A 19896-nucleotide genomic window follows, 5' to 3' on the forward strand; every position below is an offset into this window, starting at 1 on the left:
AGGGGGCACTGTGAAATGAGCCCGGGCGGCTACCATCAGGGGTTATGACCGCCGCAGGAACCGAGGGAAGGCGCAGCAATCGGCGCGGCATCGCCACCCGGGAGAACATGCTCGAGGCCGCGGTGCGCTGCCTGGCCTCCGGCGATCCGGGGGCGGTCTCGGCGAGTCGGATCGCCAAGGAGATCGGCGCCACCTGGGGCACGGTGAAGTACCAGTTCGGCGATGTCGACGGGTTCTGGGCCGCGGTGCTGCACCACACCGCCGAACAGCGCGGCGAGCTACCGGTGCGGACGGACGCGGACCTGCCGCTGCGCGAGCGCGTGTCCGCCATCATCGAAACCCTCTACGCCGGACTGACATCGAGCCACTCGCGGGCCATCGAGAACCTGCGGGCCGCCCTGCCCAGCGACGCCGGCGAGTTGCGACGCCTGTATCCGCGCACCGCCGCCGAACTGTCGACCTGGGGCGACAGCTGGTTGCAGTCATGCGAGCGGGCGTTCGCCGATCTGGACGTGGACGCCGCGCGGGTGCGTGAGGTGGCGGCCTTCATCCCCGGCGCCATGCGCGGCATCGTGTCCGAACGTCAGCTCGGCAGCTTCTTCGATCTCGACGAGGCCCGCCGCGGGCTCACCAACGCCATCGTCGCCTACCTCGAGCACTCGGGCCGCCGCGTCAACCCGTGACCGAGCGCTCCAGTGCGGCAAGCGAATCCACCAGGTAGCTCTCGTCGAACGGCGGCATTCCGCCGACCATGTCCCGAAAGCTCTGCGGGGTCCCGGCCCAGTCGTAGGTCAACGTGACCTCGGTTCCGGATCCGTTGGCCGCCAGGTCGTAGCGCCAACTCCACCCGCCCGGCTGGTGGTTGCCGTCCTCGTCGAGAGTGCCCGGCAGCCATCCGATGGAGCGGTCGGCCTCGAACACATCGACCACGTTGTGCATCACGTAGTGTCCGCCGGCGAACTCCAAGAACATGTTCATCGCGAACGTCTCGCCCACGCCGGCGATGCGCCGCGGCTCCACCGCGTCCCGGACCCAGTCGCTGGGCTCGATGTCACGGTGCCGCGCCGGGTCGGACAGCACGGCGAAGACCTGCGCTGGCGAGGCGGCGATGGTCCGCGTGAGGACGAACCGCTCCTTGTGGTCATCGCTCATGCGCTGACCCCCTCGCCGTAGAGCCGCGCGACGTCCGGCGAGTCCAACCACTTGGAATACGTCGGGGACTTCGGCCAACCCTCGGGCGAGTCCTGCCACTCCTCCTGGCGTCCCCACGGCAGCAGGTCGACCAACGCGAAGGTGTAGCTGAGTTGTTCGGTGCCACGTCCGTTGGTGCGCCAGGTCCGGTAGACGGTGTCGCCGTCGCGCAGGAACACGTTGACCGCGAAGCCCTCGTTGGGTGCGGCGTCGACGTCGGCGCCGAATGTGCTCTGCGCCGACGAGTACCACGGCATTTTGTTGCCGACCCTGTCCCGGTAGGCCAGCGCCTCCTCGATGGGCCCGTTGGTGACGATGACGAACCGGGCGTCGTAGTTGGCCAGGAAATCCAGCCGGGTGTACTGCGAGGTGAGACCGGTGCACCCGCCGCACTGCCACTCGGCGCCGTCGGTCCACATGTGGTGGTAGGTGATCAGTTGGGAGCGGCCGCCGAACACGTCGGCCAACCGGACGGGCCCGTCCTCCCCGATCAGCGTGTATTCGGGCATCCGCACCATGGGCAGTCGCCGGCGCTGCGCGGCGATCGCGTCCAGTTCGCGGGTCGCGGCCTTCTCGCGTCGCCGCAGCTCAGCCAGCGCGGTGGCCCAGGTCTGCTGATCGACCACCGGCGGCATGGATTCGCTGTTCATGAGGCCTCCTGCATGAGTTTCGTAGCGCTACAGGGATTGACCGCCCGCTGCCCGGATACTCATCGCCGGGTCTGGAAAAAGGGGGTACCGAGGAGGTCTTGTCACCTCAGAACATAGGATGCCCTAACCTCGGATCAGCGGTTTTCGCGGAAAGAGAGGATCGATGATGATCTGCAGCGACGAAGGTGGCGGGCAATGAGCGAGCTTCGTGATGCCGCCGGATTGCGGATCCTGATTGTCGGTGCCTCCTCGGGCATCGGCCACGCAGTCGCGCGCCGCGCCGCGCAGCGCGGCGCCACCGTGGCGGTCGCGGCCCGCCGGGTGAACCTGTTGACCGAGCTGGCCGAGTCCATCGGGGGCACGGCGTTCGAACTCGACGTCCAGGACGCCAAGGCCATCGCCAAGGTGGTGCCGCAGGCCGCCGAGGCGCTCGGCGGCACCATCGACGCCGTGCTGTTCACCAGCACCGTCGTCCCGTTCGCCTACATCGAGGACACCGACGTCGCCACCTGGCTGCACGCGTTTGCGGTCAACGCCCTCGGCGCCAATCACGTCCTGCGCGCGGCCCTGCCGCATCTCAGCGAGAACGGGGTCGCGCTGATCACCTCCAGCCGCGACGTGGGCAACCCGCGGGCCGGCGTGGCGGCCTACGACGCCAGCAAGGCCGCCCTCGACGAGATCCTCAACGCGTGGCGCAGCGAGCACCCGGAACTGTCGGTGATCCGCGTGGGCATGGGCCCCACCGAGGACACCGAGATCCTGCGCGGCGCGGACCGCGACCTGCTCGAGGAACTCTTCAAGTCGTGGGTGGAGCACGGGCAGCTGCCCGCGCAGATGTCGGAACTCGACGACGTAGCCAACACCCTGGTGTCCCTGGTGACCGCGGCGTACGCGAATCCCAGCGTGGTGCCGGAGATCGTGCAGCTGGCGCCGCGCATCCGCAAGCGGTCCTCGAAGGAACCCACCGGGTCCTGACTGCATCGATCAGATCTCGGTCTTCGGCAATCCGCGCCCGCAGACCGCAGCGACTCGCTACCGTTCTGGCCAATCAAAGGGGATGAGATGAAGTTCTGTGCGCCGATCGCGGCTTCTGTGTTGCTGGCCGGTGGACTCGCGCTGGCCGGCCCCGCAGCGGCGGCCGACGACACCACCGAAACCTGGTCGATGCCCGACGTCACCGGGAAGACCCTGGCGCAGGCCGAGGCCGCCGTCGCCGCCCTCAGTGACGACGTCAGGTTCCGCATGGTCTCCACAGATATGACCGGCTACGCGCGCCAGCAACTGAGCGCCCCGAACTGGACGGTCTGCGCCACGGCGCCCCGCCCCGGCGGCACCGTGACCGCCAAGACCACGGTGATCTTCGGCGTCGTGCGGTTGCACTCCGAGTCCTGCTGACAACCTGGCGCGCTCTTCTCGGCGCGCGGCTCACAGTGAGCTGCCATAGGCTGCCGCCATGGTGAACTTCCCCGCATCGCTGGCCGGCCTGAGCGCCGCCCTGCTCGCCGGCGGGCTCCTGCTCGCCGGCCCCGCCGCCGCCGACGACCCCGAATTCGAGATGCCCGACGTCGTGGGCGGCACCCTGGAAGAAGCCGAGGCCCAGGTCGCGGACCTCAGCCCGGATATCGCCTTCGAGACCGAGGATCTGACGGGCCAGGGCCGCGAGGTGCAGAGCCCCGCCAACTGGACCGTCTGCGCGACGGCACCGGAGGCCGGCGAGACCCTCACCGCGGAGTCCACCGTCGGGTTCGTCGTCGTGCGGCAGTACGAAGAGTCCTGCGACTGACCGGTTTTCCGCCCTTGCGATGAGTTTCGGGTGCTGCCGGGGTCTACCGGACGAGGGGTGCACCCGCACCACGGAAGGTCGGAAATCATGGTCATCGTCGCCGGACACATCACCGTCGAACCTGCCCACCGCGATTCCATGTCGGTGGCCGAATACGGCGCGACGGAAATCACCACCGGCCGCTAGCCCAGTCCGCCTCGGCTGTCAATCCGTTGTCAACTTCCTGTGGATGACTTACCCTCACGTCAGTTGGTTCGTCTTTGGGGGGTTTGGCCATGTTTCGTCCATTTGTTGCTGCTGTCGTCATCGCCGGAGTCGCGATCCTGGCCGCGCCGGTCGCCGCGGCCGCGCCGTTCAAGAACTGCACCGAGGCCCGTTCCAACGGTTACAGCAATATCCCGTCGAGTTCGGAGTACTACGGTCCCCACCTGGACCGCGACGGCGACGGGATCGGCTGCGAGAGCTAGCGTTTCGCGGTGCGCGCGCTGCTGTTGAGCCTCCTTGGAGTCGTGGCCCTGACCGGACTGCTCGGCGCCCCGGCGGCCGCGGCGGACCCGGTGGCGGTCACTGCGACGGTGCTGCGGGTGGTCGATGGCGACACCATCGACGTCCGCGACGATCATCGCGGCCGGTTGCGCATCCGGGTGCTGGGCATCGACACCCCGGAGACCAAGAAGCCGGGCTACACGGTGGGCTGCGGGGGCCCGGAGGCCACCGAGTTCGCGCGCACCCACCTGCTGGGACAACGCGTCGCCATCGTGTACGACGCCACCCAGGGCATGCACGACCGCTTCGGCCGCACGCTGGCGTATCTGGTCAAGGCCGACGGCTGGGACTACTCGGTGGAGGCCGCCCGCGCGGGGCGGGCACGCGCCTACGTCTACGGCGGCCGACCGGTGCAGCGCCACCCGCAGATCGCCGCCGCCGAGCGTGAGGCCAAGGCCGCCGGGCGTGGGCTGTGGGGCCCGCCGTGCCACGGCGCGACCGCCTCGGTCCGCCGCTGAGTGAAGCCGAGCGTTCGCCGGCGGAAAACGACGGTGACGCGACGGGCAGACGGTCCTAGACTGCACTTCAAGAGGGTCGGTGAAGTGTGAGGGGGCCTTCTCATGGCACATACAGTTCTACGTTGCGCGGTCGCCGTCGCGGCCCCGGCCGCGGCGCTGGCGTTCGGCGCGGCCGTCGCGCCCGCGGTGAGCAACGCGACGGAGTGTGGGTGGGGAACCGTCTACGATGCGCCGTCGAATACCTGCGTGGCGGCTCAACCCCCGCCGCCGCCACCGGCCCCACCGCCGGCCTGGAACGGTGACATCACGCCCTACTTCTCGGTGGGCGCCTGCATACCGATCCCGATCCCGTTCGCGCCGTCGATCTGCGCCGGCATTTAGGGCAATCTTGTTGGGGGTCTTGGTCAACGAACAGCACGGGTAAGGGGGCCGTTGCCAGGTTCGGGTAGTAGTGTCCCGCGCACCGGGCGAGAGGTGGGGGGAAGTATGGCTGACGCGCATCGACATTGGAGCACGCCGGCCGCGATGGCCATTCCGGAGGGCGGCTACTTCGAGCTGGAGCGGGGTCGCTACGGACCGGTCTTCCCACGCACGCCGGCATGCTACGGATTTTCGATCATCGCCAAGGTGAAGGACGGCCGCGAGGACGCCATCCGCGAGCACGGCAAGACCATCGAGGCGGCCGTCGCCGAATCACCCGAGTTCCTTGCGCCGCTGCGGCTGCATTACCTGCGGTGGTTGCTGTTCGACGTCGGGTCCGGCCTGCACTTCCAGTACCAGGGCATTTTCGACACGGACTTCGACAAATACACCGAGGACGCGGTGCAGCTGTTCGGCCAGAGCGGCATCAGCACGGTGTTCACCAACCTCGAGGACTTCCCCGAAGACTGGCGGGAGAACCCGGAGGCGTTCGTGAAGTTCGTTCGCGAACACCACTTTCCGAGCTTCTTGGAGTACGGCGAATATCCGTATGTGACGGCTGAGGAGATCAAGAAGGCACTGCGGCTCAAGGACGCCTTCTCCGCCATGCTCGACCAGATGCAGTAACCCAGCCGGGAGCCGCTGCACATGCTCGAACTCGAAGACATTCAGCACATTCTGTTGACCCGTACCCCGGCGATGACCGGACGCTACGAGTTCCTGTCGTTCGACGACCCGGCCAGCGGCCGGGCGTGGCTGTCGGAGCTGATCGAGCGCGTGGACTCGGCCGCCGCGGCGATGGCATCGATGGACAGCACCGAGCGGTGGATCACGTTGGCGTTCACCTGGAACGGGCTGCGGGCACTCGGCGTACCGGAGGACGCGCTGGCCAGTTTCCCCGACGAGTTCCGGGAAGGCATGGCCGCCCGCGCGGACATCCTCGGCGACACCGGCCGCAACGCACCCGAGCACTGGCTGGGCGGCTTGGCCGACGACAAGCTGCACGCCATCGCGATCCTGTTCGCCCGTACCGAGGCCGAACACCGGCGCTGCGTCGGCGAGCATGACAAGCTGCTCGCCCGCACTCCCGGCGTGCGATCGCTGTCGTTCCTCGACCTCAACGCGACCCCGCCGTTCAACTACGCCCACGACCACTTCGGCTTCCGGGACCGCCTGTCGCAGCCCGTGATCGAAGGCTCCGGCGAGGAGCCGACGCCGGGATCCGGCGCCCCGCTCAAGCCCGGCGAATTCATCCTGGGATACTCCGACGAGGTCGGACCGCCGGTCAACCAGCCCGAACCGCAGCGGCTGTCGCGCAACGGCAGCTACCTGGCCTATCGCCGGATACAGGAGCACGTCGGGCTGTTCCGGGAGTATCTGCGGCGCCACGCCGACACCGCCGAGGCGCAAGACCTGCTGGCCGCGAAGTTCATGGGCCGTTGGCGCAGCGGCGCGCCCCTGGTGCTGCGCCCCGACCGCGACGATCCCGAGCTGGGCGCCGATCCCCTGCGCAACAACGACTTCGACTACAAGACGATGGACCCGCACGGGTACGCCTGCCCGCTGGGCGCGCATGCCCGGCGGCTCAATCCCCGCGACACCGCCCACAACATGAATCGGCGCAGGATGATTCGCCGTGGCGCCACCTACGGCCCCGCGCTCCCCGACGGCGCGCCCGAGGACGGTGCGGACCGCGGCATCGCCGCATTCATCATCTGCGCCAGCCTCGTCCGTCAGTTCGAGTTCGCCCAGAACGTGTGGATCAACGACGCCTCGTTTCACGAACTGGGCAACGAACACGACCCCATCTGCGGAACCCAGGACGGCACGCTGGATTTCACCATCCCGAAGCGACCCATCCGCAAGGTGCTCACCGGTCTGCCCGCCTTCACCACCCTGCGGGGTGGGGCGTACTTCTTCCTGCCGGGCATCAACGCCTTGCGGTACCTGGCCGCCCTGGACAGTTGAGGATTCCCATGAACACCCCGGTGCCGGCGCGCACGTACAACCAACACCACATCGCGCGCCACCACGACGGGCGCCGGCGGATCAGCATCTACTGGACGTGGAGCTATCCCTGGGAGGCGCAGCGCGATCCGGCCGAAATCTACAACCGGTTCTCGACGATCACCGAAGTCCGCAATGTCGCGTGGCCCAGCTACGAGACCGCGCAGTACGACGCGGCGCACTTCCTGCAGGGCATCGCCGGAACGCTGGAACTGTTCCACCGCTCCACCCTGACGTTTCAGCAGTTGGCCCAGGAGGTCACCGGGCACGCCGTGGCGGTGTTCCAGCGGGTGGACCAGGCCGGGTACACGCTGCCCCTCGATGAGCGGATCCTTGCCGACACCGACACCCTGATGGTGTTCGGGCTCGACCACCTGTTGTCGGGGCAGGAAGCCGCGCCCGAGGAGGTGGCCGCGCTGCAGGAGTGGCTGGCCCGGGAGGGCACCTGCCTGCTGCTCGCCCCGCATCACGACGTCGGGTTCACCGACGACCCGGCACAGCGGCAGGTCGAGTACGAGCATCACGGCGACCGCCTGGTCCCGCGCCAGCAGCGTTTCGGCCAGTACACCCGCTCCCTGATGCGCGCGCTCGACGTGCCCGTGCACAACATCTGGGGCCTGCGACCCGCCGTCGTCGGAGGCACCGGAGATATTGCGCCCATCACCGGATTCCGCGACCTCGACGACCCGGGACTGCTCGGCGAGGTGACCACGTTCAGCTTCCATCCGCACCTGCCGCACTACGAACTCACCGCACCGGAAGGCGACGGGTTACGGGTCCTGGCGCGCCAGCGTGTCGACCCCGGCCGGGCGCACCCGTTCACCGACGCCGGCAACACCGACTTCAATGCCCTGATCTGGATGCCTCCGTCGGGCGCACGCGCCGGCGACATCGTGCTGATCGACTCCACGCACTTCACCACGCTGTTCGGCGGCACCGACAGCCTGCGTCATCTGTGGCGCAACCTCGCGACCATGGGGTGAACATCGGCGACAATGGTCGCTGTGTTCACCGTGCTGGCGTTTGTGATCCCCGCGTGCGTCTACCTCGCGCTGCGGCCGCTGTCCTCGGTGCCCAGCGCGCGGGTGCGCGCGGCGATCGCGGCCCTGGGTGCCGCGGTCATCTGGGCCACCGCGGTGCACAGCGAGCCCGGTAGCGGTACGTTCCTCATCCAGCTGGTGTGCGGCGCACTGCTTGTTGTGGTCGCAGGCGCGTTGTTGGTGAAGGGGCGAGAAGGTTGACCACCGCGGTGTTGTACGGGGCGGCGTTCGTGGTTCCGGCGGTCATCTACTTCGCCATGGAACCCCGGAAATCTACGCGCGAAGCCCAAATACGCGCAGCGGCAATCTTGTTCGGCGTTGCGGTGTTCTGGGGATCTGCAGTCTTCAGCTACTCGCAGGGCAGCACCGAAGTTGTGATACTGGTCTGCAGCGTCTTCATGGTCCTCGCGGCGGGCCTGATCTTGGTGAAGGGGCGGCAACCTCCACCTGGCTGAAAACCCTTTTGCGGTAGGCGGTTTGGTTCTCGGTCATCGCACCGCCGCGGCGCCGACGAGCGGGCGGCAAGCCGGGGTGACCGACGGCGCGTACACGGTGGCGCCGCACGCACAGGTCCAGGTGGTGTGGCCGCCGCGGCAGGAACAAGGCTGATGCCCAACGAGCATCCGGCCCGGGGTGAGTCTGTGGCCGGCGGGGCAGCGTTGCGGTGGCCGGGCGATCCAGCCGCCGGTGGTTGATCTGACCAACTCCCCCACGGCCGTCATGACGCCAGGATAGGCCCCGGAGCCGACAGCGCCGCCCCGACCTGGAGTGCCCTCATCTCCGGGTCGGGGCGGCGAAGCTGTCGACGATTAGGCGGCGTTGTCGCTGCTAGACGTCGAGTCCTTCTTGTCGTCCTTCTTGTCCTGGCCGGTCAGCTTCTTCACACCGTTGTTGATGTCCTTACCGAGACGCTCGACACGGTTCTGGACGTTGTCACCGACCTGCTTGGCGGCGCCCCCGAGGTCCCCCTTGCGGAGGTTCTCGGCCACCTTCGCGTTGCGCTCACTGGCCTTGCGAAGACTGTTCTGTGTCTTGGACAGTCGCTCGTCCGTGGCGTCCCGCAGCGCTTCACGCTGCTTCTTCAAGGAGTTGGCGACCGACTTGGCGCCCTGCTCCTTCTCGCCGTCGGACAGCAGGTCCTTGCTGACGTCGAGGCCCTGCTTATCGACGGCCTCCTGGAACACATTTTCCTGAGACTGCTTGGGATCCTCGACCTCAAGCGCCGGCGGTTGCGAGGTGGCGGCTGCAGGAACGTCCGCCGCGATCTCGGGCCCACTCGACTTCGCCATCAACGCATTGGACGTCTCGCCTTCGTTGACGGCGTTGCCGACTGCGTTGCCGATGCCGTTGTCCAGCGGCTCAGTGAGGTCGTTGACAAACCGGTTGACATCCAGCATTGGGCCTTCGAGGTCGACGATCGGGTTCGCCGCCCCGGCCTTCAACCCGTCGCGGATAACCTTGTTGACCTCAGCCTGCGCGTCGTCGAGAAGCTTCGTAACCTGCTTCAACGGCTCCTGAACATCGTTGATGATCGGGTTCAGCACGGCCATGACCTGGTTGAGGCCGTCGCGGATGATCTTGGCCAGCGGTACGGCGAGGCCGTTGTCGTAGAGCAACTGGGTCAGCGTGTTGTTGCCGAACAGTTCCAGGCTGTTGCCCTCGGGATTCAGCAGGTTTGCGTTCAGCCCGTCCACGAACTCGTTGAGCAGGGTCTGCGGAACTTCCAGGCCCTGAGTGAAATTGATCGGGTTTTCCCAGAAGTACGCCTGGTTGCCCGCCGACTTGAAGTCGCGAACAAAGGAGTAGACACCGTCACCATCGGTGTCGGTGACCTGCACGTCCTGGTAACCGGTCGCCACCAGAGTCCGCAGGGCCTGCTCGAAGGACGAACTGACCGGGGTGCTGATGTCGAAGCCCGGGAAGTAGCTCAGCGTGCGGGGCAGGAACTGCACCGGCTCCAGCAGCGGTAGGTTGCCGGAATCATAAGTGATGTAAAGATTTCCGTCGGTCTCGCTGACGTTGATCTTGAGCATACCGAGGGAGTCCAACAACCCACCCAGGATGTCCCCGTCCAGGATCTGCGTGATCGTCGAGGGGATCAGGTAGGTCGGCATCACGAAGCCGACGCCGCTGTTGGCCCAGGCGACCGGGTTCCAGATGGTGCTCGGCGCGTCGGAAAGCAGGTCGTACGCGGCGGTGATGTCCCAGACCGTGACGTTGCCGTCGTATTCCGTGATGGTGACTTCAGCCAAGTCGATGTCCGGGAGTAAGGGTAGATCGATACTGATGTCGATCGTTTCCTCTACCGGGTTCCCTCGCCCGTCCACATTTGCCAGGTTCAGCCCCACGAGTTGCGAGAGCGGATTCAGCATGGCGACGATGCCGCCGCCGGGACGCGAGGTATTGCGGATCAGGATGCCGAGAATCGCTGTGTCTTTGAACGCCGCATCCTTGAGGAAAGTCGGCGAGGCGAGCGCGAAGTTCGTCCCCCCAAGACCCCAGGCCGGGATCACTGCAAGCTTGTCTGCCTCGGAAAGAAATGCTCCTACCTCTAAACCGGGGAACCCTGGGATAAGGAAACCGAGAAGATCGTTCAGCAGCCCCGATTCAACTTCCGCAGATGTTCCGGGGACGTTCAAGGGCAGGTCGGCTACTAGATCGAGGTAAGGGAGGACCTCAGCTGGGAGATCAATGCCGAGCCCGGCAAGAATTGGCGCCAGGGCGTCGAGATTCTCCGCATTGAGCAACACCGTCTTCAGCGCGGAAAGTAGGAGTTGGGTCTCTCCGAGACCTCCGTCCAGCGACGCCGCAGCGTCGATGATTCCGGCGGGGCCGAAGCCCGGCACCCGAGCGTCAATCGGGAACGGCAAGGTGTCGAGAACACCACGGATGGTCCCGATCACGCCCGCCAACTCCGCCTGGCCCAGCAGGTTCGCCAAGTTCTCCAGCGAGTTGAGCGCCGCGTCCGGATTGCCGAGACCCGCCAACCGCGCCACTTGGAACAGCGGGCCGGTCGGATAAATACCGATGCTGGCCAGCAGGTCGATCTCTTCCTGGCTCAGCTGGTTGGAAACCGTGACCTCGTTGCGGTCGGCCAACACCGCTTCGGCTGCCAACCCGGCTCCGCCGAAGGTCAGTGCGGCGGTGACGCCGATGGCGCCGGCAGTAACGGCGGCCGCCTTGGCCTTGCGCAGCTTGGGCGGAGTGGGTGCTGAGTTCATGAGAGCTCCGTTGCTGGTGTGAGCTTGATTACAACAATTGCTTCACCCTAGCAAAGAAAATCTCAGATTCATCTCAGGTTGGACAACATCCGAAATCCGCATAGCCAGGAAAAACACTGGAGACGCAGCGTAGCGCCCCTTCGATACCTGAGAATGCGAAGACGACTGTGTAACCGCAACTACGTTGCTACGAAAACCGCAGCGACGGCCGACAGGGCCGCGGTCCCACCGGCAGGGCAGCGCCACTTTCACCGATGCGAACACCAACTTAGCGGACGCGCTCCTCGACGGCCCACAACACGGTCACGCCGCGGCGATCGCGCCGCGCTCGAGTTCCCGCAGGGCACTGCGCAGGCCTCGCCGCTTCCCGGTGGCGGGATCGACGCCGAAGCTCTCCCGCACCCCGTCGCGGATGCGGAACTTCAACTCGGAGTTGGTCTCGGGGGCGTCATCGGAGCTGGCCTTGAGCAGCTTGTCGGGCAGGGCGAGCTTGGCGATGGTCCGAAACGACTGCAGGTACTGCCCGACCAGCGAACCCGTGGTGTAGGGCAGGTCGTACTTGTCGCACAGCGCGCGCACCCGCTCACTGATCTCGGCGTAGCGGTTGCTCGGCAGGTCGGGGAACAGGTGATGTTCGATCTGGTAGCAGAGGTTGCCGCTCATGAACGCCATCAGCGGGCCGGCGTGAAAGTTGGCTGACCCCATCATCTGTCGCAGGTACCACTCGGCCTGGGTCTCGTTGTCGTACTCCTCTTGGGTGAATTTCTCGGCACCGTCGGGGAAGTGCCCGCAGAAGATCACCGTGTAGGCCCAGTAGTTGCGGATCAGGTTCGCCACGGCATTGGCGGCCAGGGTGTGCTTCCAGTTCCGCCCGGCCAGCGCCGGGAACACGATGTAGTCCTTGCCGACCTGCTTGCCCACCTTCTTGCCGATGATCCGCAGGTCCTTGCGCACCTCGGCCAGCGACTTCTCGCCCTTGCGGTACCTGGTGGTCTCCAGCCCGTGGGCGGCCACGCCCCACTCGAACAGCGTGCCGAGCAGCAGGTTGTAGATCGGGTTGCCGATCATCCACCGTTCCCAGCGCTGGTCGCGGGTGAGCCGCATGATGCCGTAGCCGATGTCGTCGTCGAGTCCGACGACGTTGGTGTACTTGTGGTGGATGTAGTTGTGGGACTTCTTCCAATGCGTGCTGGGCGCGGTGGTGTCCCATTCCCATTCGGTGGAGTGGATCTCCGGATCGTTCATCCAGTCCCACTGGCCGTGGATGATGTTGTGCCCCAACTCCATGTTCTCGATGATCTTCGCGGTGCCCAGCATCGCGGTGCCTAAGCACCAGGCCACCTTGTTGCGGCTGGCGAACAACACGGCGCGACCGCCGACGGCCAGCGCGCGCTGCAGTTGGATGGAACGACGGATGTAGCGGGCGTCGCGCTCGCCGCGCGATTCCTCGATGTCGGTGCGGATGGCGTCCAGTTCGCGTGCCAGCGACTCCACATCCTCGTCCGTCAGGTGCGCGTAACGTTTGATGTCGGTGATGGCCACAGGTTCTCCCCTAAATCTTGAGCGTGCAGTCCCCCGAGGCGGTGGACACGCAGGTGTTGATCCGGTCCCCCGGCCCGTGTTCGTCGCCGGACCGGAAATCCCGCACGTGACCGTCCTCCAGCGGCAGCACACAGGTCTGACAGATCCCCATCCGGCAGCCGAACGGCATCTGGATGCCGACCTTCTCACCGGCCTCCAGAAGTGAGGTGGCACCGTCGATCTCGACGGTCTTGTCCGAGATCGCGAAGGTGACCGTGCCGCCCTCGCCGCCCTTGTCGGTGCGGTCGATGGTGAATCGCTCGGTGTGCAGGTCCTCCGACAAGCCGGCGGCATCCCACACGGATTCGACCGTGTCGAGCATGGGTGTCGGACCACACGCCCAGGTGGGTCTTTCCCGCCAGTCCGGCACCAACTCGTCGAGGCGGTCGAAGTCCAGCTTGCCGTCCTGCTCGGTCAGTTGCAGATGCAGGCGGTAGCCGGGCTGGCTCACCTCCAGGGCCCGCAGTTCGTCGTGGAAGATGACGTCGCTCGCCGACGGCGCCGAGTGCAGGTGCACGATGTCGGGGCTCTGGCCGCGGGCGGTCAGCGTGCGCAGCATCGCCATCAGCGGCGTGATGCCGCTGCCGGCGCTGACGAACAGGACCTTGTCCGGCGGCGGATCGGGTAGCGCGAAGTCACCTTTGGGGGCCGCGAGCCTGACGATGGTTCCCGGCCTGACGCCGCTGACCAGGTGGGTGGACAAGAACCCCTCCGGCGTCGCCTTGACGGTGATGGTGATGTGTTTGTCGTGATGCCGGGGCACCGAAGTCAGCGAGTACGACCGCCAGTGCCATCGGCCGTCGACCCGCAGCCCGATGCCGACGTACTGGCCGGGCAGGTAGTCGCCGGAGAATCCCCAGCCGGGTTTGATGGTGACCGTCGCGGAGTCCTGCGTCTCGGGGCGGACGTCGACGATCTGGCCGCGCAGTTCCCGCGCGGTCCACAACGGATTGAGCAACTTGAGGTAGTCGTCCGGCAGCAGCGGCGTGGTGGCCCGCGCCGCCAGGCCGCGCAGGACGTTGATCTTCGGGCTGTGCGCGGTGTCGACGTTCTTGGCGGGCTTGATGCTCCACCGCGCCACCTTGCGCAGCGGGGGTTTCAGCGGCGGAACCATGGCTGCCCCGCCGATCCGGCCGACGTCGTCGTCATGGCTGCGGGGTTACCCGCGGGTAGGACGTTCGACACCATGACGAAGACTTCAAAGCCAACCAACGCCTTATAGCATCACTTATGCACCTAAGTGATGCTATCTTCTGCCTGTGGCATCAGTTGGCGGCACGGCGCTCACCTACGAGACGCTGACTTGGGACGTACCCGCCGATGCGGGCTACGGACTCGGTGATCTCCGGGCAGCGCAGCGACAGGCCGGCAGGTACGAGGCCGCAGTTCCGGCGTCCATCGCCGGACTCGCGGTGTCGCTTCCCGCGGCGGTTCTGGCCGCTGCCGAAGAAGCGAGCCATGAGATCGCCCGGTTCGATGCTGGACTCGGCGATGAGATCGCACCCTTCGCCGCGGTGTTGCTGCGATCCGAGTCCGCTGCGAGTTCAAACATCGAGAATCTCACCGCCTCCGCGCGTGCGATCGCGGAGGCCGAAGCCCTCGGCGACACCGGCCGGCGCAACGCCGCCCTCATCGTGAGCAACACCGACGCGATGCAGGCTGCGGTCGCGCTGGCTGACCAACTCGATGACTCAGCAATCCTCGCCATGCACGCAGCCCTGATGCGCCGCAGCGATCCCGCCGCGGCCGGACACTGGCGCAACGAACAAGTGTGGATCGGCGGAGGAACCTTCGGACCCCGCGGCGCCGAATACATCGCACCGCACCACACTCGCGTCCCCCGCGCCATCGACGATCTTGTCGCCTTCACCCGTCGCGCCGACGTGCCCGCCCTCCCCCAAATCGCCATCGCTCACGCACAATTCGAGACCATCCACCCCTTCACCGACGGTAACGGCCGGACCGGCCGCGCGCTGATCCAAGCGATGCTCCGGCACAAGCGGCTCACCCGTCAGATCACCGTCCCGGTCTCGGCCGGGCTCCTCACCGACACCAGTGCATACTTCGGCGCCCTCGGCGCCTACCGCGACGGCGATCCCGCCCCCATGGTCGAACGGCTTTCGGAAGCTTCGCTGCTTGCCGTCGCGAACGGACGCCAACTGGTCGCCGACCTCAGATCAATTCGCCGAGAGTGGGACACCAGGATCACTGCCCGGCGCGACTCAGCTGTCCATCGCGTCGCCGACCTGCTCCTCCAGCACCCGGTGTTCAATGCGCAGCTGCTGCGGCGTGAACTCGGCATCAGCACCGGCAACGCCCGCCGCTACATCGATCCGCTGGCTGCCGCCGGAGTCATCGTCGAGTTCACCGACCGCACCCGCAACAGGGCATGGCGCGCACCGGAAGTCCTCAGCGCGCTCGATGCCTTCGCCGCGCGGGCGGGGCGCCGCAGCCGATCCAGCTAGGGGCCGGCTGGTGTGCGTATCACCACATGTGGAGCAGGTGATCGATGCTGGCCGGGAACGGCGGCGGGTTAATGGCCAGAATGTGTGTATAGATCTGCCGATTTCTGTGCTCTGATCTGCGGTGATGGTGGTCTGAACATGCTCTGAAAGCATGTTCGGTGTCTGGTGCTCGGAATTCCCCGACCTGCGGTGTATGCGGTCGCAAGCTGGTCAAAAACGGTGTGACCTCGGCCGGGCGGACGCGGTGGCGCTGCCGCACCTGCGGCGCCTCGAGCACACAGGTCCGCTCCGACATCACCGGCAAGGCTCAGCTGCGGGCGTTCTTGTCGTGGCTGCTGGACTTCAACAAGCCCGGCGAATTGGCCTCCAGCCCACGGACATTTCGCCGCGAGACCGCCTGGTGTTGGCGCATCGAGGTACCCCCGCCACCGCCGCCGACGGTGGCCCCAGACGTGGTGATCCTCGATGGCACCTACTTCCAGCACTGGTGCCTGTTGATCGCCACCGACGGTTTCCATGTCCTGGACTGGCAGTGGTGTGACCGGGAAAAGAAGATCGCCTGGCAACAGATCCTGGCCCGGCTGCCCGCCCCGCGCATGGTCGTCGTCGACGGCGGCACCGGTCTGCACGCCGCCCTGGCCACCGACTGGCCGACCACCAGGATTCAGCGCTGCTACTTCCACATCTTCCAAACCGTGCGCCGCCACCACACCCTGCGACCCCGCCTGGACCCCAGCCGCGAAATCCTGTCCCTGACAAGCGCTTTGATGCATGTCCGCGACATCGACCAAGCCGTGTTCTGGCTAACCGAATACGCGGCCTGGGAATCCCGCTGGGATCAGTTCCTACGACACCGCACCTACCCGAGAGCCCACACCGAACGGCCCGCCGGGATCTCCGAACACCAGCACTGGTGGTATACCCACCGCGACCTACGCAAGACCCGCGGCCTCTACCGCGCCCTGATCCGCAACCGCCAATTGTTCACCTGGATCGACCCCGAGCTCACCGACCCCGGCCATCCGCTGCCGCGGACCACCAGCTCCCTCGAAGGCGGCCCGAACCGGGCCCTCAAAGACCTCTTCCGCGCCCACCGCGGCCTGCCCACCGAGCACGCCCGCCGGGCAGCGGAATGGAAACTCAACAGCCTCACCGCCACACCCGCCGACCCCTGGAGCCTGGTCCGACCCGAACACCGCAACCCACCCCGACGCCAGCACACCCAGCACCTCGATAACGAGTCCCTCGGACCCACCCTCGGCACGGAATTCAGCTGGGAAGACGGCAACGGCATCCAACACGGATGGGCCGGCCGATCACGCCGCTAACCCCAACGACACACCGGCAGCCATACACACATTTTGGCCATTAACCCACGGCGGCCAGCAAACGAAAAAACCCGCTCCGACCGAGGTCAGAGCGGGTTTTCTACTGTGGAGCTAAGGGGATTCGAACCCCTGACCCCCACACTGCCAGTGTGGTGCGCTACCAACTGCGCCATAGCCCCTCAAGTGGTGCTCATCGAAGTTACACCACAACCCCACCTGTCCCAAAACCGGTGGTCAGGGCACCTCCCCGGAGACCTCTGGACCCAACGGCCGCGCGGAGGTGTGCTCGTGCGAGGTCTTCGGCCGGGTCTCCTGGGCCAGCATCCACCCGAACGACGCCAGCACCAGGATGGCGCCGCTGATCAGGAACGCCCACGAGAACGACAGATGCTGGGCAATCAGCCCCACCAGCGTCGAGCCGACGATCGAGCCCAGGTCGGCCATCATCTGGAAGGTCGCCACGGCGGTGCCGCCGCGGGCCTTGTTGCCCACGATGTCGGCGACGGCGGCCTGCTGCGGCGACGAGAACATGCCGGTGGCCGCGCCGGCCAGCAGCGCGCTGATCAGAAACAGCGGCAGGTTCTCGGTGAACCCGACGATGGCCGTGGCGATGCCCGCCGCCGACAGGCCGATGATCAGCAGGATCCGCCGCCCCACCCGGTCGGAGAGATGCCCGCTGGGGATCACCGCGGCCACGTTGCCGATGGCGAAGGTGGCCAGCGCCAGACCCGCCATGCCCACCCCCTGGTCGAGCACGTCGACGACGAACAGCGGCACCAGCGCGATGCGCAGCCCGAAAGCCGACCAGCCGGTGGCGAAGTTCGACAGCAGCGCGGCGCGGTAGGCCCGGTTGGGCAGCACGTCGCGCAGCTTCACCGGCGCCTCGGTGGCCGGCGCGGGCGCCGCCAGCGACGAGTGCCGCAGGCTGATGAACACCACCGCCGCGGCCACCAGCAGCGCGCCTCCGTAGATCAGGAACGGCGCCGACAGGCCCAGCCCGGCGGTCAGCGAGCCCAGCACCGGCCCGCCGACCGAGCCCACCAGGAACGCCGAGGAGAACATGCCGGCCACCCGGCCCCGCGCGTTCTCGGGACTGATGCGGATCATCAGCCCGAGCGCCGAGATGAAGAACATGGTCGAGCCGATGCCGCCGAGCGACCGGAACAGCAGCAGCTGCCAGTAGGTTTCGGCGAACGCGCACGCCCCGGTGGACAGCGCCACGATCACCAGCCCGCTGACATAGATGCGCCGCTCCCCCAGCCGCTGCACCAGCAGGCCGGCAGCGGGCGCGAACACCAGCCGCATCAGCGCGAACGCGGTGATGACGAACGTCGCGGCGCTGATCGAGACGCCGAAATGCCGGGCGTACTCGGGCAGCACCGGCGCCACCACGCCGTAACCCAACGCGATCACGGCGTTGGAGGCGATCAGTACCCAGACCTCTGACGGGAGCTTGGGCTTGGTGTGGCCCTCGCCCGAACCGTCACCTTGCGCCACAGAACTCACGCAATGACTGTATTCACCACCTCGCGGGCGGCCGCCTGCACCTCCGCCAGATGCTCGGGCCCCTTGAAGGACTCGGCGTAGATCTTGTAGACGTCCTCGGTGCCCGAAGGCCGCGCGGCGAACCAGGCGTTGTCGGTGGTGACCTTCAACCCGCCCAGCGGCGCACCGTTGCCCGCCGCCGACGTCAGCTTGGCGGTGATGGGCTCACCGGCCAGCTCGGTGGCGCTGACCTGTTCGGCCGACAGCTTGGCCAGCCGCGCCTTCTGCTCCCGGTCGGCCGTGGCGTCGATGCGCGCATAGGTGGGCGCGCCGTAGCGCTGCGCGAGTTCGGTGTAGCGCTGCGACGGCGTCTGCCCCGTGACGGCCAGGATCTCGGCGGCCAGCAGGGCCAGGATGATGCCGTCCTTGTCGGTGGTCCACACCGTGCCGTCGGTCCGCAGGAACGACGCGCCGGCCGACTCCTCGCCCCCGAAACCCACTGTGCCGGTCAACAGTCCATCGACGAACCACTTGAACCCGACGGGCACCTCCAGCAGGTTGCGCCCCATCCCGGCGACCACCCGGTCGATGATCGAGCTGCTGACCGCGGTCTTGCCGACGGCCACCTCGGCCGGCCAGCCGGGCCGGTGGGTGAACAGGTAGTCGATCGCGACCGCGAGGTAGTGGTTGGGGTTCATCAGCCCGCCGTCGGGGGTGACGATGCCGTGCCGGTCGGAGTCCGCGTCGTTGCCGGTCGCGATCTGATAGTCGGCGCTGCCGCCGTCCAGGCTGTGGATCAGCGACGCCATCGCATTCGGCGAACTGCAGTCCATCCGGATCTTGCCGTCGGTGTCCAGCGTCATGAACCGCCACGTCGCGTCCACCAGCGGGTTGACAACGGTGAGGTTCAGGTCGTGGCGTTCGGCGATCGCGGCCCAGTAGTCGACGCTGGCGCCGCCCAGCGGGTCGGCGCCGATGCGCACTCCCTCGGCGCGGATCGCGTGCAGGTTGACGACGTTGGGCAGATCGGCGACGTAGGCGTCGAGGTAGTCGTGCCGCTGCGCGAGTCCCCGCGCGCGGGTCAGCGGGACGCGCTTCACCTCGCGCAGCCCGTCGCGCAGAATTTCGTTGGCGCGGTGGGCGATCGCCGAGGTGGCGTCGGTGTCGGCCGGGCCGCCGTGCGGCGGGTTGTACTTGAATCCGCCGTCGCGCGGCGGATTGTGTGACGGCGTGACCACGATGCCGTCGGCCAGGTCCGTGTCGCGGCCCCGGTTGAAGGTCAGGATGGCGTGGCTGATCGCCGGTGTCGGCGTGTACCGGTCGGCCGAATCGACCATGGCGACAACGTCATTGGCGGCCAGCACCTCCAGCGCCGAGGTCCACGCCGGTTCGGACAGGCCGTGGGTGTCGCGGCCCAGGAACAACGGACCCGTGGTGCCTTGGGCGGCGCGGTACTCCACGATGGCCTGCGTGGTGGCCAGGATGTGCGCCTCGTTGAACGCCGCGTCCAGGCTGGACCCGCGGTGCCCCGACGTGCCGAACGCCACCTGCTGCGCAACGTCGTCGGGGTCCGGCGCCACGCTGTAGTAAGCGGTCACCAGTTGGGCCATGTCGATCAGGTCTTCGGGTTGCGCCGGTTGCCCGGCGCGGGGATGGGCGGCCATGCCCGCAATTGTGCCCCGCCGCGGCCCCGGCCGTCGGGCCACGACGACGGCGCAGGC

At 67.1% G+C, this 19896-nt stretch carries 21 protein-coding genes and 1 tRNA gene; 14 read left to right on the top strand and 8 right to left on the bottom strand.

What is annotated here, in order from left to right; translation table 11 throughout:
• Positions 1 to 44 precede the first annotated feature (44 nt).
• Positions 45 to 683 (top strand): TetR/AcrR family transcriptional regulator, encoded by a 639-nt coding sequence (locus R2K23_RS15755; RefSeq protein WP_316510511.1) that lies wholly within the window; start codon positions 45 to 47, stop codon positions 681 to 683.
• On the opposite strand, the gene R2K23_RS15760 is transcribed toward R2K23_RS15755, so the two are convergent.
• Both R2K23_RS15760 and R2K23_RS15765 read right to left on the bottom strand, forming a co-directional pair.
• Positions 673 to 1152, bottom strand: a complete 480-nt coding sequence (locus R2K23_RS15760) for an SRPBCC family protein (RefSeq protein WP_316510512.1) — start codon at positions 1150 to 1152, stop codon at positions 673 to 675. The genes R2K23_RS15755 and R2K23_RS15760 overlap by 11 nt on opposite strands.
• Positions 1149 to 1841: a DUF899 domain-containing protein gene (locus tag R2K23_RS15765; RefSeq protein ID WP_316510513.1), complete on the bottom strand. Its 693-nt coding sequence runs from the start codon at positions 1839 to 1841 to the stop codon at positions 1149 to 1151. Before R2K23_RS15765 ends, R2K23_RS15760 begins: the two co-directional genes overlap by 4 nt.
• 195 nt (positions 1842 to 2036) lie before the next feature.
• On the opposite strand from R2K23_RS15765, the gene R2K23_RS15770 reads away from it, so the two are divergent.
• From R2K23_RS15770 to R2K23_RS15820, 11 genes are all read left to right on the top strand, one after another.
• On the top strand, positions 2037 to 2816 hold the full coding sequence (locus tag R2K23_RS15770; RefSeq protein ID WP_316510514.1) for an SDR family oxidoreductase: 780 nt from the start codon (positions 2037 to 2039) through the stop codon (positions 2814 to 2816).
• Positions 2817 to 2903: 87 nt separating this feature from the next.
• Positions 2904 to 3236, top strand: coding sequence for a hypothetical protein (locus R2K23_RS15775; protein ID WP_316510515.1), 333 nt, complete (start codon positions 2904 to 2906; stop codon positions 3234 to 3236).
• Positions 3237 to 3294: 58 nt separating this feature from the next.
• Positions 3295 to 3624, top strand: coding sequence for a PASTA domain-containing protein (locus R2K23_RS15780; RefSeq protein WP_316510516.1), 330 nt, complete (start codon positions 3295 to 3297; stop codon positions 3622 to 3624).
• Positions 3625 to 3899: 275 nt separating this feature from the next.
• A complete protein-coding gene (locus R2K23_RS15785) occupies positions 3900 to 4091 on the top strand; it encodes an excalibur calcium-binding domain-containing protein (protein WP_316510517.1) in 192 nt (63 codons plus the stop codon).
• A 9-nt stretch (positions 4092 to 4100) separates the two neighbouring features.
• Positions 4101 to 4628: a thermonuclease family protein gene (locus R2K23_RS15790; RefSeq protein WP_316510518.1), complete on the top strand. Its 528-nt coding sequence runs from the start codon at positions 4101 to 4103 to the stop codon at positions 4626 to 4628.
• Between the two features lie 102 nt (positions 4629 to 4730).
• Positions 4731 to 5009, top strand: coding sequence for a hypothetical protein (locus R2K23_RS15795; RefSeq protein WP_316510519.1), 279 nt, complete (start codon positions 4731 to 4733; stop codon positions 5007 to 5009).
• Positions 5010 to 5114: 105 nt separating this feature from the next.
• Entirely contained in the window at positions 5115 to 5675 is a 561-nt protein-coding gene (locus R2K23_RS15800; RefSeq protein ID WP_316510520.1) for a hypothetical protein, read from the top strand.
• 21 nt (positions 5676 to 5696) lie between these two features.
• Positions 5697 to 7016, top strand: a complete 1320-nt coding sequence (locus R2K23_RS15805) for a Dyp-type peroxidase (RefSeq protein WP_316510521.1) — start codon at positions 5697 to 5699, stop codon at positions 7014 to 7016.
• An 8-nt stretch (positions 7017 to 7024) separates the two neighbouring features.
• Positions 7025 to 8038, top strand: a complete 1014-nt coding sequence (locus R2K23_RS15810) for a hypothetical protein (RefSeq protein WP_316510522.1) — start codon at positions 7025 to 7027, stop codon at positions 8036 to 8038.
• Between the two features lie 12 nt (positions 8039 to 8050).
• On the top strand, positions 8051 to 8296 hold the full coding sequence (locus R2K23_RS15815) for a hypothetical protein (protein ID WP_316510523.1): 246 nt from the start codon (positions 8051 to 8053) through the stop codon (positions 8294 to 8296).
• Complete coding sequence (locus R2K23_RS15820) at positions 8293 to 8550, top strand: hypothetical protein (protein WP_316510524.1); 258 nt, start codon at positions 8293 to 8295, stop codon at positions 8548 to 8550. Before R2K23_RS15815 ends, R2K23_RS15820 begins: the two co-directional genes overlap by 4 nt.
• Before the next feature lie 354 nt (positions 8551 to 8904).
• Here R2K23_RS15820 and R2K23_RS15825 read toward each other — a convergent pair whose 3' ends face one another.
• The 3 genes from R2K23_RS15825 to R2K23_RS15835 form a co-directional block, all read right to left on the bottom strand.
• Entirely contained in the window at positions 8905 to 11316 is a 2412-nt protein-coding gene (locus R2K23_RS15825) for an alpha/beta hydrolase family protein (protein WP_316510525.1), read from the bottom strand.
• Positions 11317 to 11619: 303 nt separating this feature from the next.
• Positions 11620 to 12858, bottom strand: a complete 1239-nt coding sequence (locus R2K23_RS15830) for a fatty acid desaturase family protein (protein WP_316510526.1) — start codon at positions 12856 to 12858, stop codon at positions 11620 to 11622.
• Between the two features lie 10 nt (positions 12859 to 12868).
• A complete protein-coding gene (locus R2K23_RS15835; protein ID WP_316510527.1) occupies positions 12869 to 14011 on the bottom strand; it encodes a ferredoxin reductase in 1143 nt (380 codons plus the stop codon).
• Between the two features lie 145 nt (positions 14012 to 14156).
• On the opposite strand from R2K23_RS15835, the gene R2K23_RS15840 reads away from it, so the two are divergent.
• Together R2K23_RS15840 and R2K23_RS15845 are read left to right on the top strand one after the other, a co-directional pair.
• Positions 14157 to 15362 (top strand): Fic family protein, encoded by a 1206-nt coding sequence (locus R2K23_RS15840; protein WP_316510528.1) that lies wholly within the window; start codon positions 14157 to 14159, stop codon positions 15360 to 15362.
• 158 nt (positions 15363 to 15520) lie between these two features.
• Positions 15521 to 16690, top strand: a complete 1170-nt coding sequence (locus R2K23_RS15845; RefSeq protein ID WP_316510529.1) for an IS1249 family transposase — start codon at positions 15521 to 15523, stop codon at positions 16688 to 16690.
• Between the two features lie 106 nt (positions 16691 to 16796).
• Here the strand turns inward: R2K23_RS15845 and R2K23_RS15850 are convergent.
• The 3 genes from R2K23_RS15850 to pgm form a co-directional block, all read right to left on the bottom strand.
• Positions 16797 to 16869 (bottom strand) — tRNA-Ala (locus R2K23_RS15850).
• 55 nt (positions 16870 to 16924) lie between these two features.
• Positions 16925 to 18196, bottom strand: coding sequence for an MFS transporter (locus R2K23_RS15855; RefSeq protein ID WP_316510530.1), 1272 nt, complete (start codon positions 18194 to 18196; stop codon positions 16925 to 16927).
• Positions 18193 to 19839: a phosphoglucomutase (alpha-D-glucose-1,6-bisphosphate-dependent) gene (pgm, locus tag R2K23_RS15860; RefSeq protein WP_316510531.1), complete on the bottom strand. Its 1647-nt coding sequence runs from the start codon at positions 19837 to 19839 to the stop codon at positions 18193 to 18195. The genes R2K23_RS15855 and pgm overlap by 4 nt, the downstream gene beginning before the upstream one ends.
• Positions 19840 to 19896 lie beyond the last annotated feature (57 nt).

The sequence above is a fragment of the Mycolicibacterium sp. MU0050 genome (assembly GCF_963378085.1).
In the GTDB taxonomy this organism is placed as follows: domain Bacteria; phylum Actinomycetota; class Actinomycetes; order Mycobacteriales; family Mycobacteriaceae; genus Mycobacterium; species Mycobacterium wendilense.

Coding starts and splice junctions, on each gene's coding strand:
- R2K23_RS15775 (WP_316510515.1), top strand. CDS start 2,904: ATGAAGTTCTGTGCGCCGATCGCGGCTTCTGTGTTGCTGGCCGGTGGA.
- R2K23_RS15810 (WP_316510522.1), top strand. CDS start 7,025: ATGAACACCCCGGTGCCGGCGCGCACGTACAACCAACACCACATCGCG.
- R2K23_RS15755 (WP_316510511.1), top strand. CDS start 45: ATGACCGCCGCAGGAACCGAGGGAAGGCGCAGCAATCGGCGCGGCATC.
- R2K23_RS15835 (WP_316510527.1), bottom strand. CDS start 14,011: ATGGTTCCGCCGCTGAAACCCCCGCTGCGCAAGGTGGCGCGGTGGAGC.
- R2K23_RS15795 (WP_316510519.1), top strand. CDS start 4,731: ATGGCACATACAGTTCTACGTTGCGCGGTCGCCGTCGCGGCCCCGGCC.
- R2K23_RS15785 (WP_316510517.1), top strand. CDS start 3,900: ATGTTTCGTCCATTTGTTGCTGCTGTCGTCATCGCCGGAGTCGCGATC.
- R2K23_RS15805 (WP_316510521.1), top strand. CDS start 5,697: ATGCTCGAACTCGAAGACATTCAGCACATTCTGTTGACCCGTACCCCG.
- R2K23_RS15770 (WP_316510514.1), top strand. CDS start 2,037: ATGAGCGAGCTTCGTGATGCCGCCGGATTGCGGATCCTGATTGTCGGT.
- R2K23_RS15760 (WP_316510512.1), bottom strand. CDS start 1,152: ATGAGCGATGACCACAAGGAGCGGTTCGTCCTCACGCGGACCATCGCC.
- R2K23_RS15815 (WP_316510523.1), top strand. CDS start 8,051: ATGGTCGCTGTGTTCACCGTGCTGGCGTTTGTGATCCCCGCGTGCGTC.
- R2K23_RS15800 (WP_316510520.1), top strand. CDS start 5,115: ATGGCTGACGCGCATCGACATTGGAGCACGCCGGCCGCGATGGCCATT.
- pgm (WP_316510531.1), bottom strand. CDS start 19,839: ATGGCCGCCCATCCCCGCGCCGGGCAACCGGCGCAACCCGAAGACCTG.
- R2K23_RS15780 (WP_316510516.1), top strand. CDS start 3,295: ATGGTGAACTTCCCCGCATCGCTGGCCGGCCTGAGCGCCGCCCTGCTC.
- R2K23_RS15765 (WP_316510513.1), bottom strand. CDS start 1,841: ATGAACAGCGAATCCATGCCGCCGGTGGTCGATCAGCAGACCTGGGCC.
- R2K23_RS15825 (WP_316510525.1), bottom strand. CDS start 11,316: ATGAACTCAGCACCCACTCCGCCCAAGCTGCGCAAGGCCAAGGCGGCC.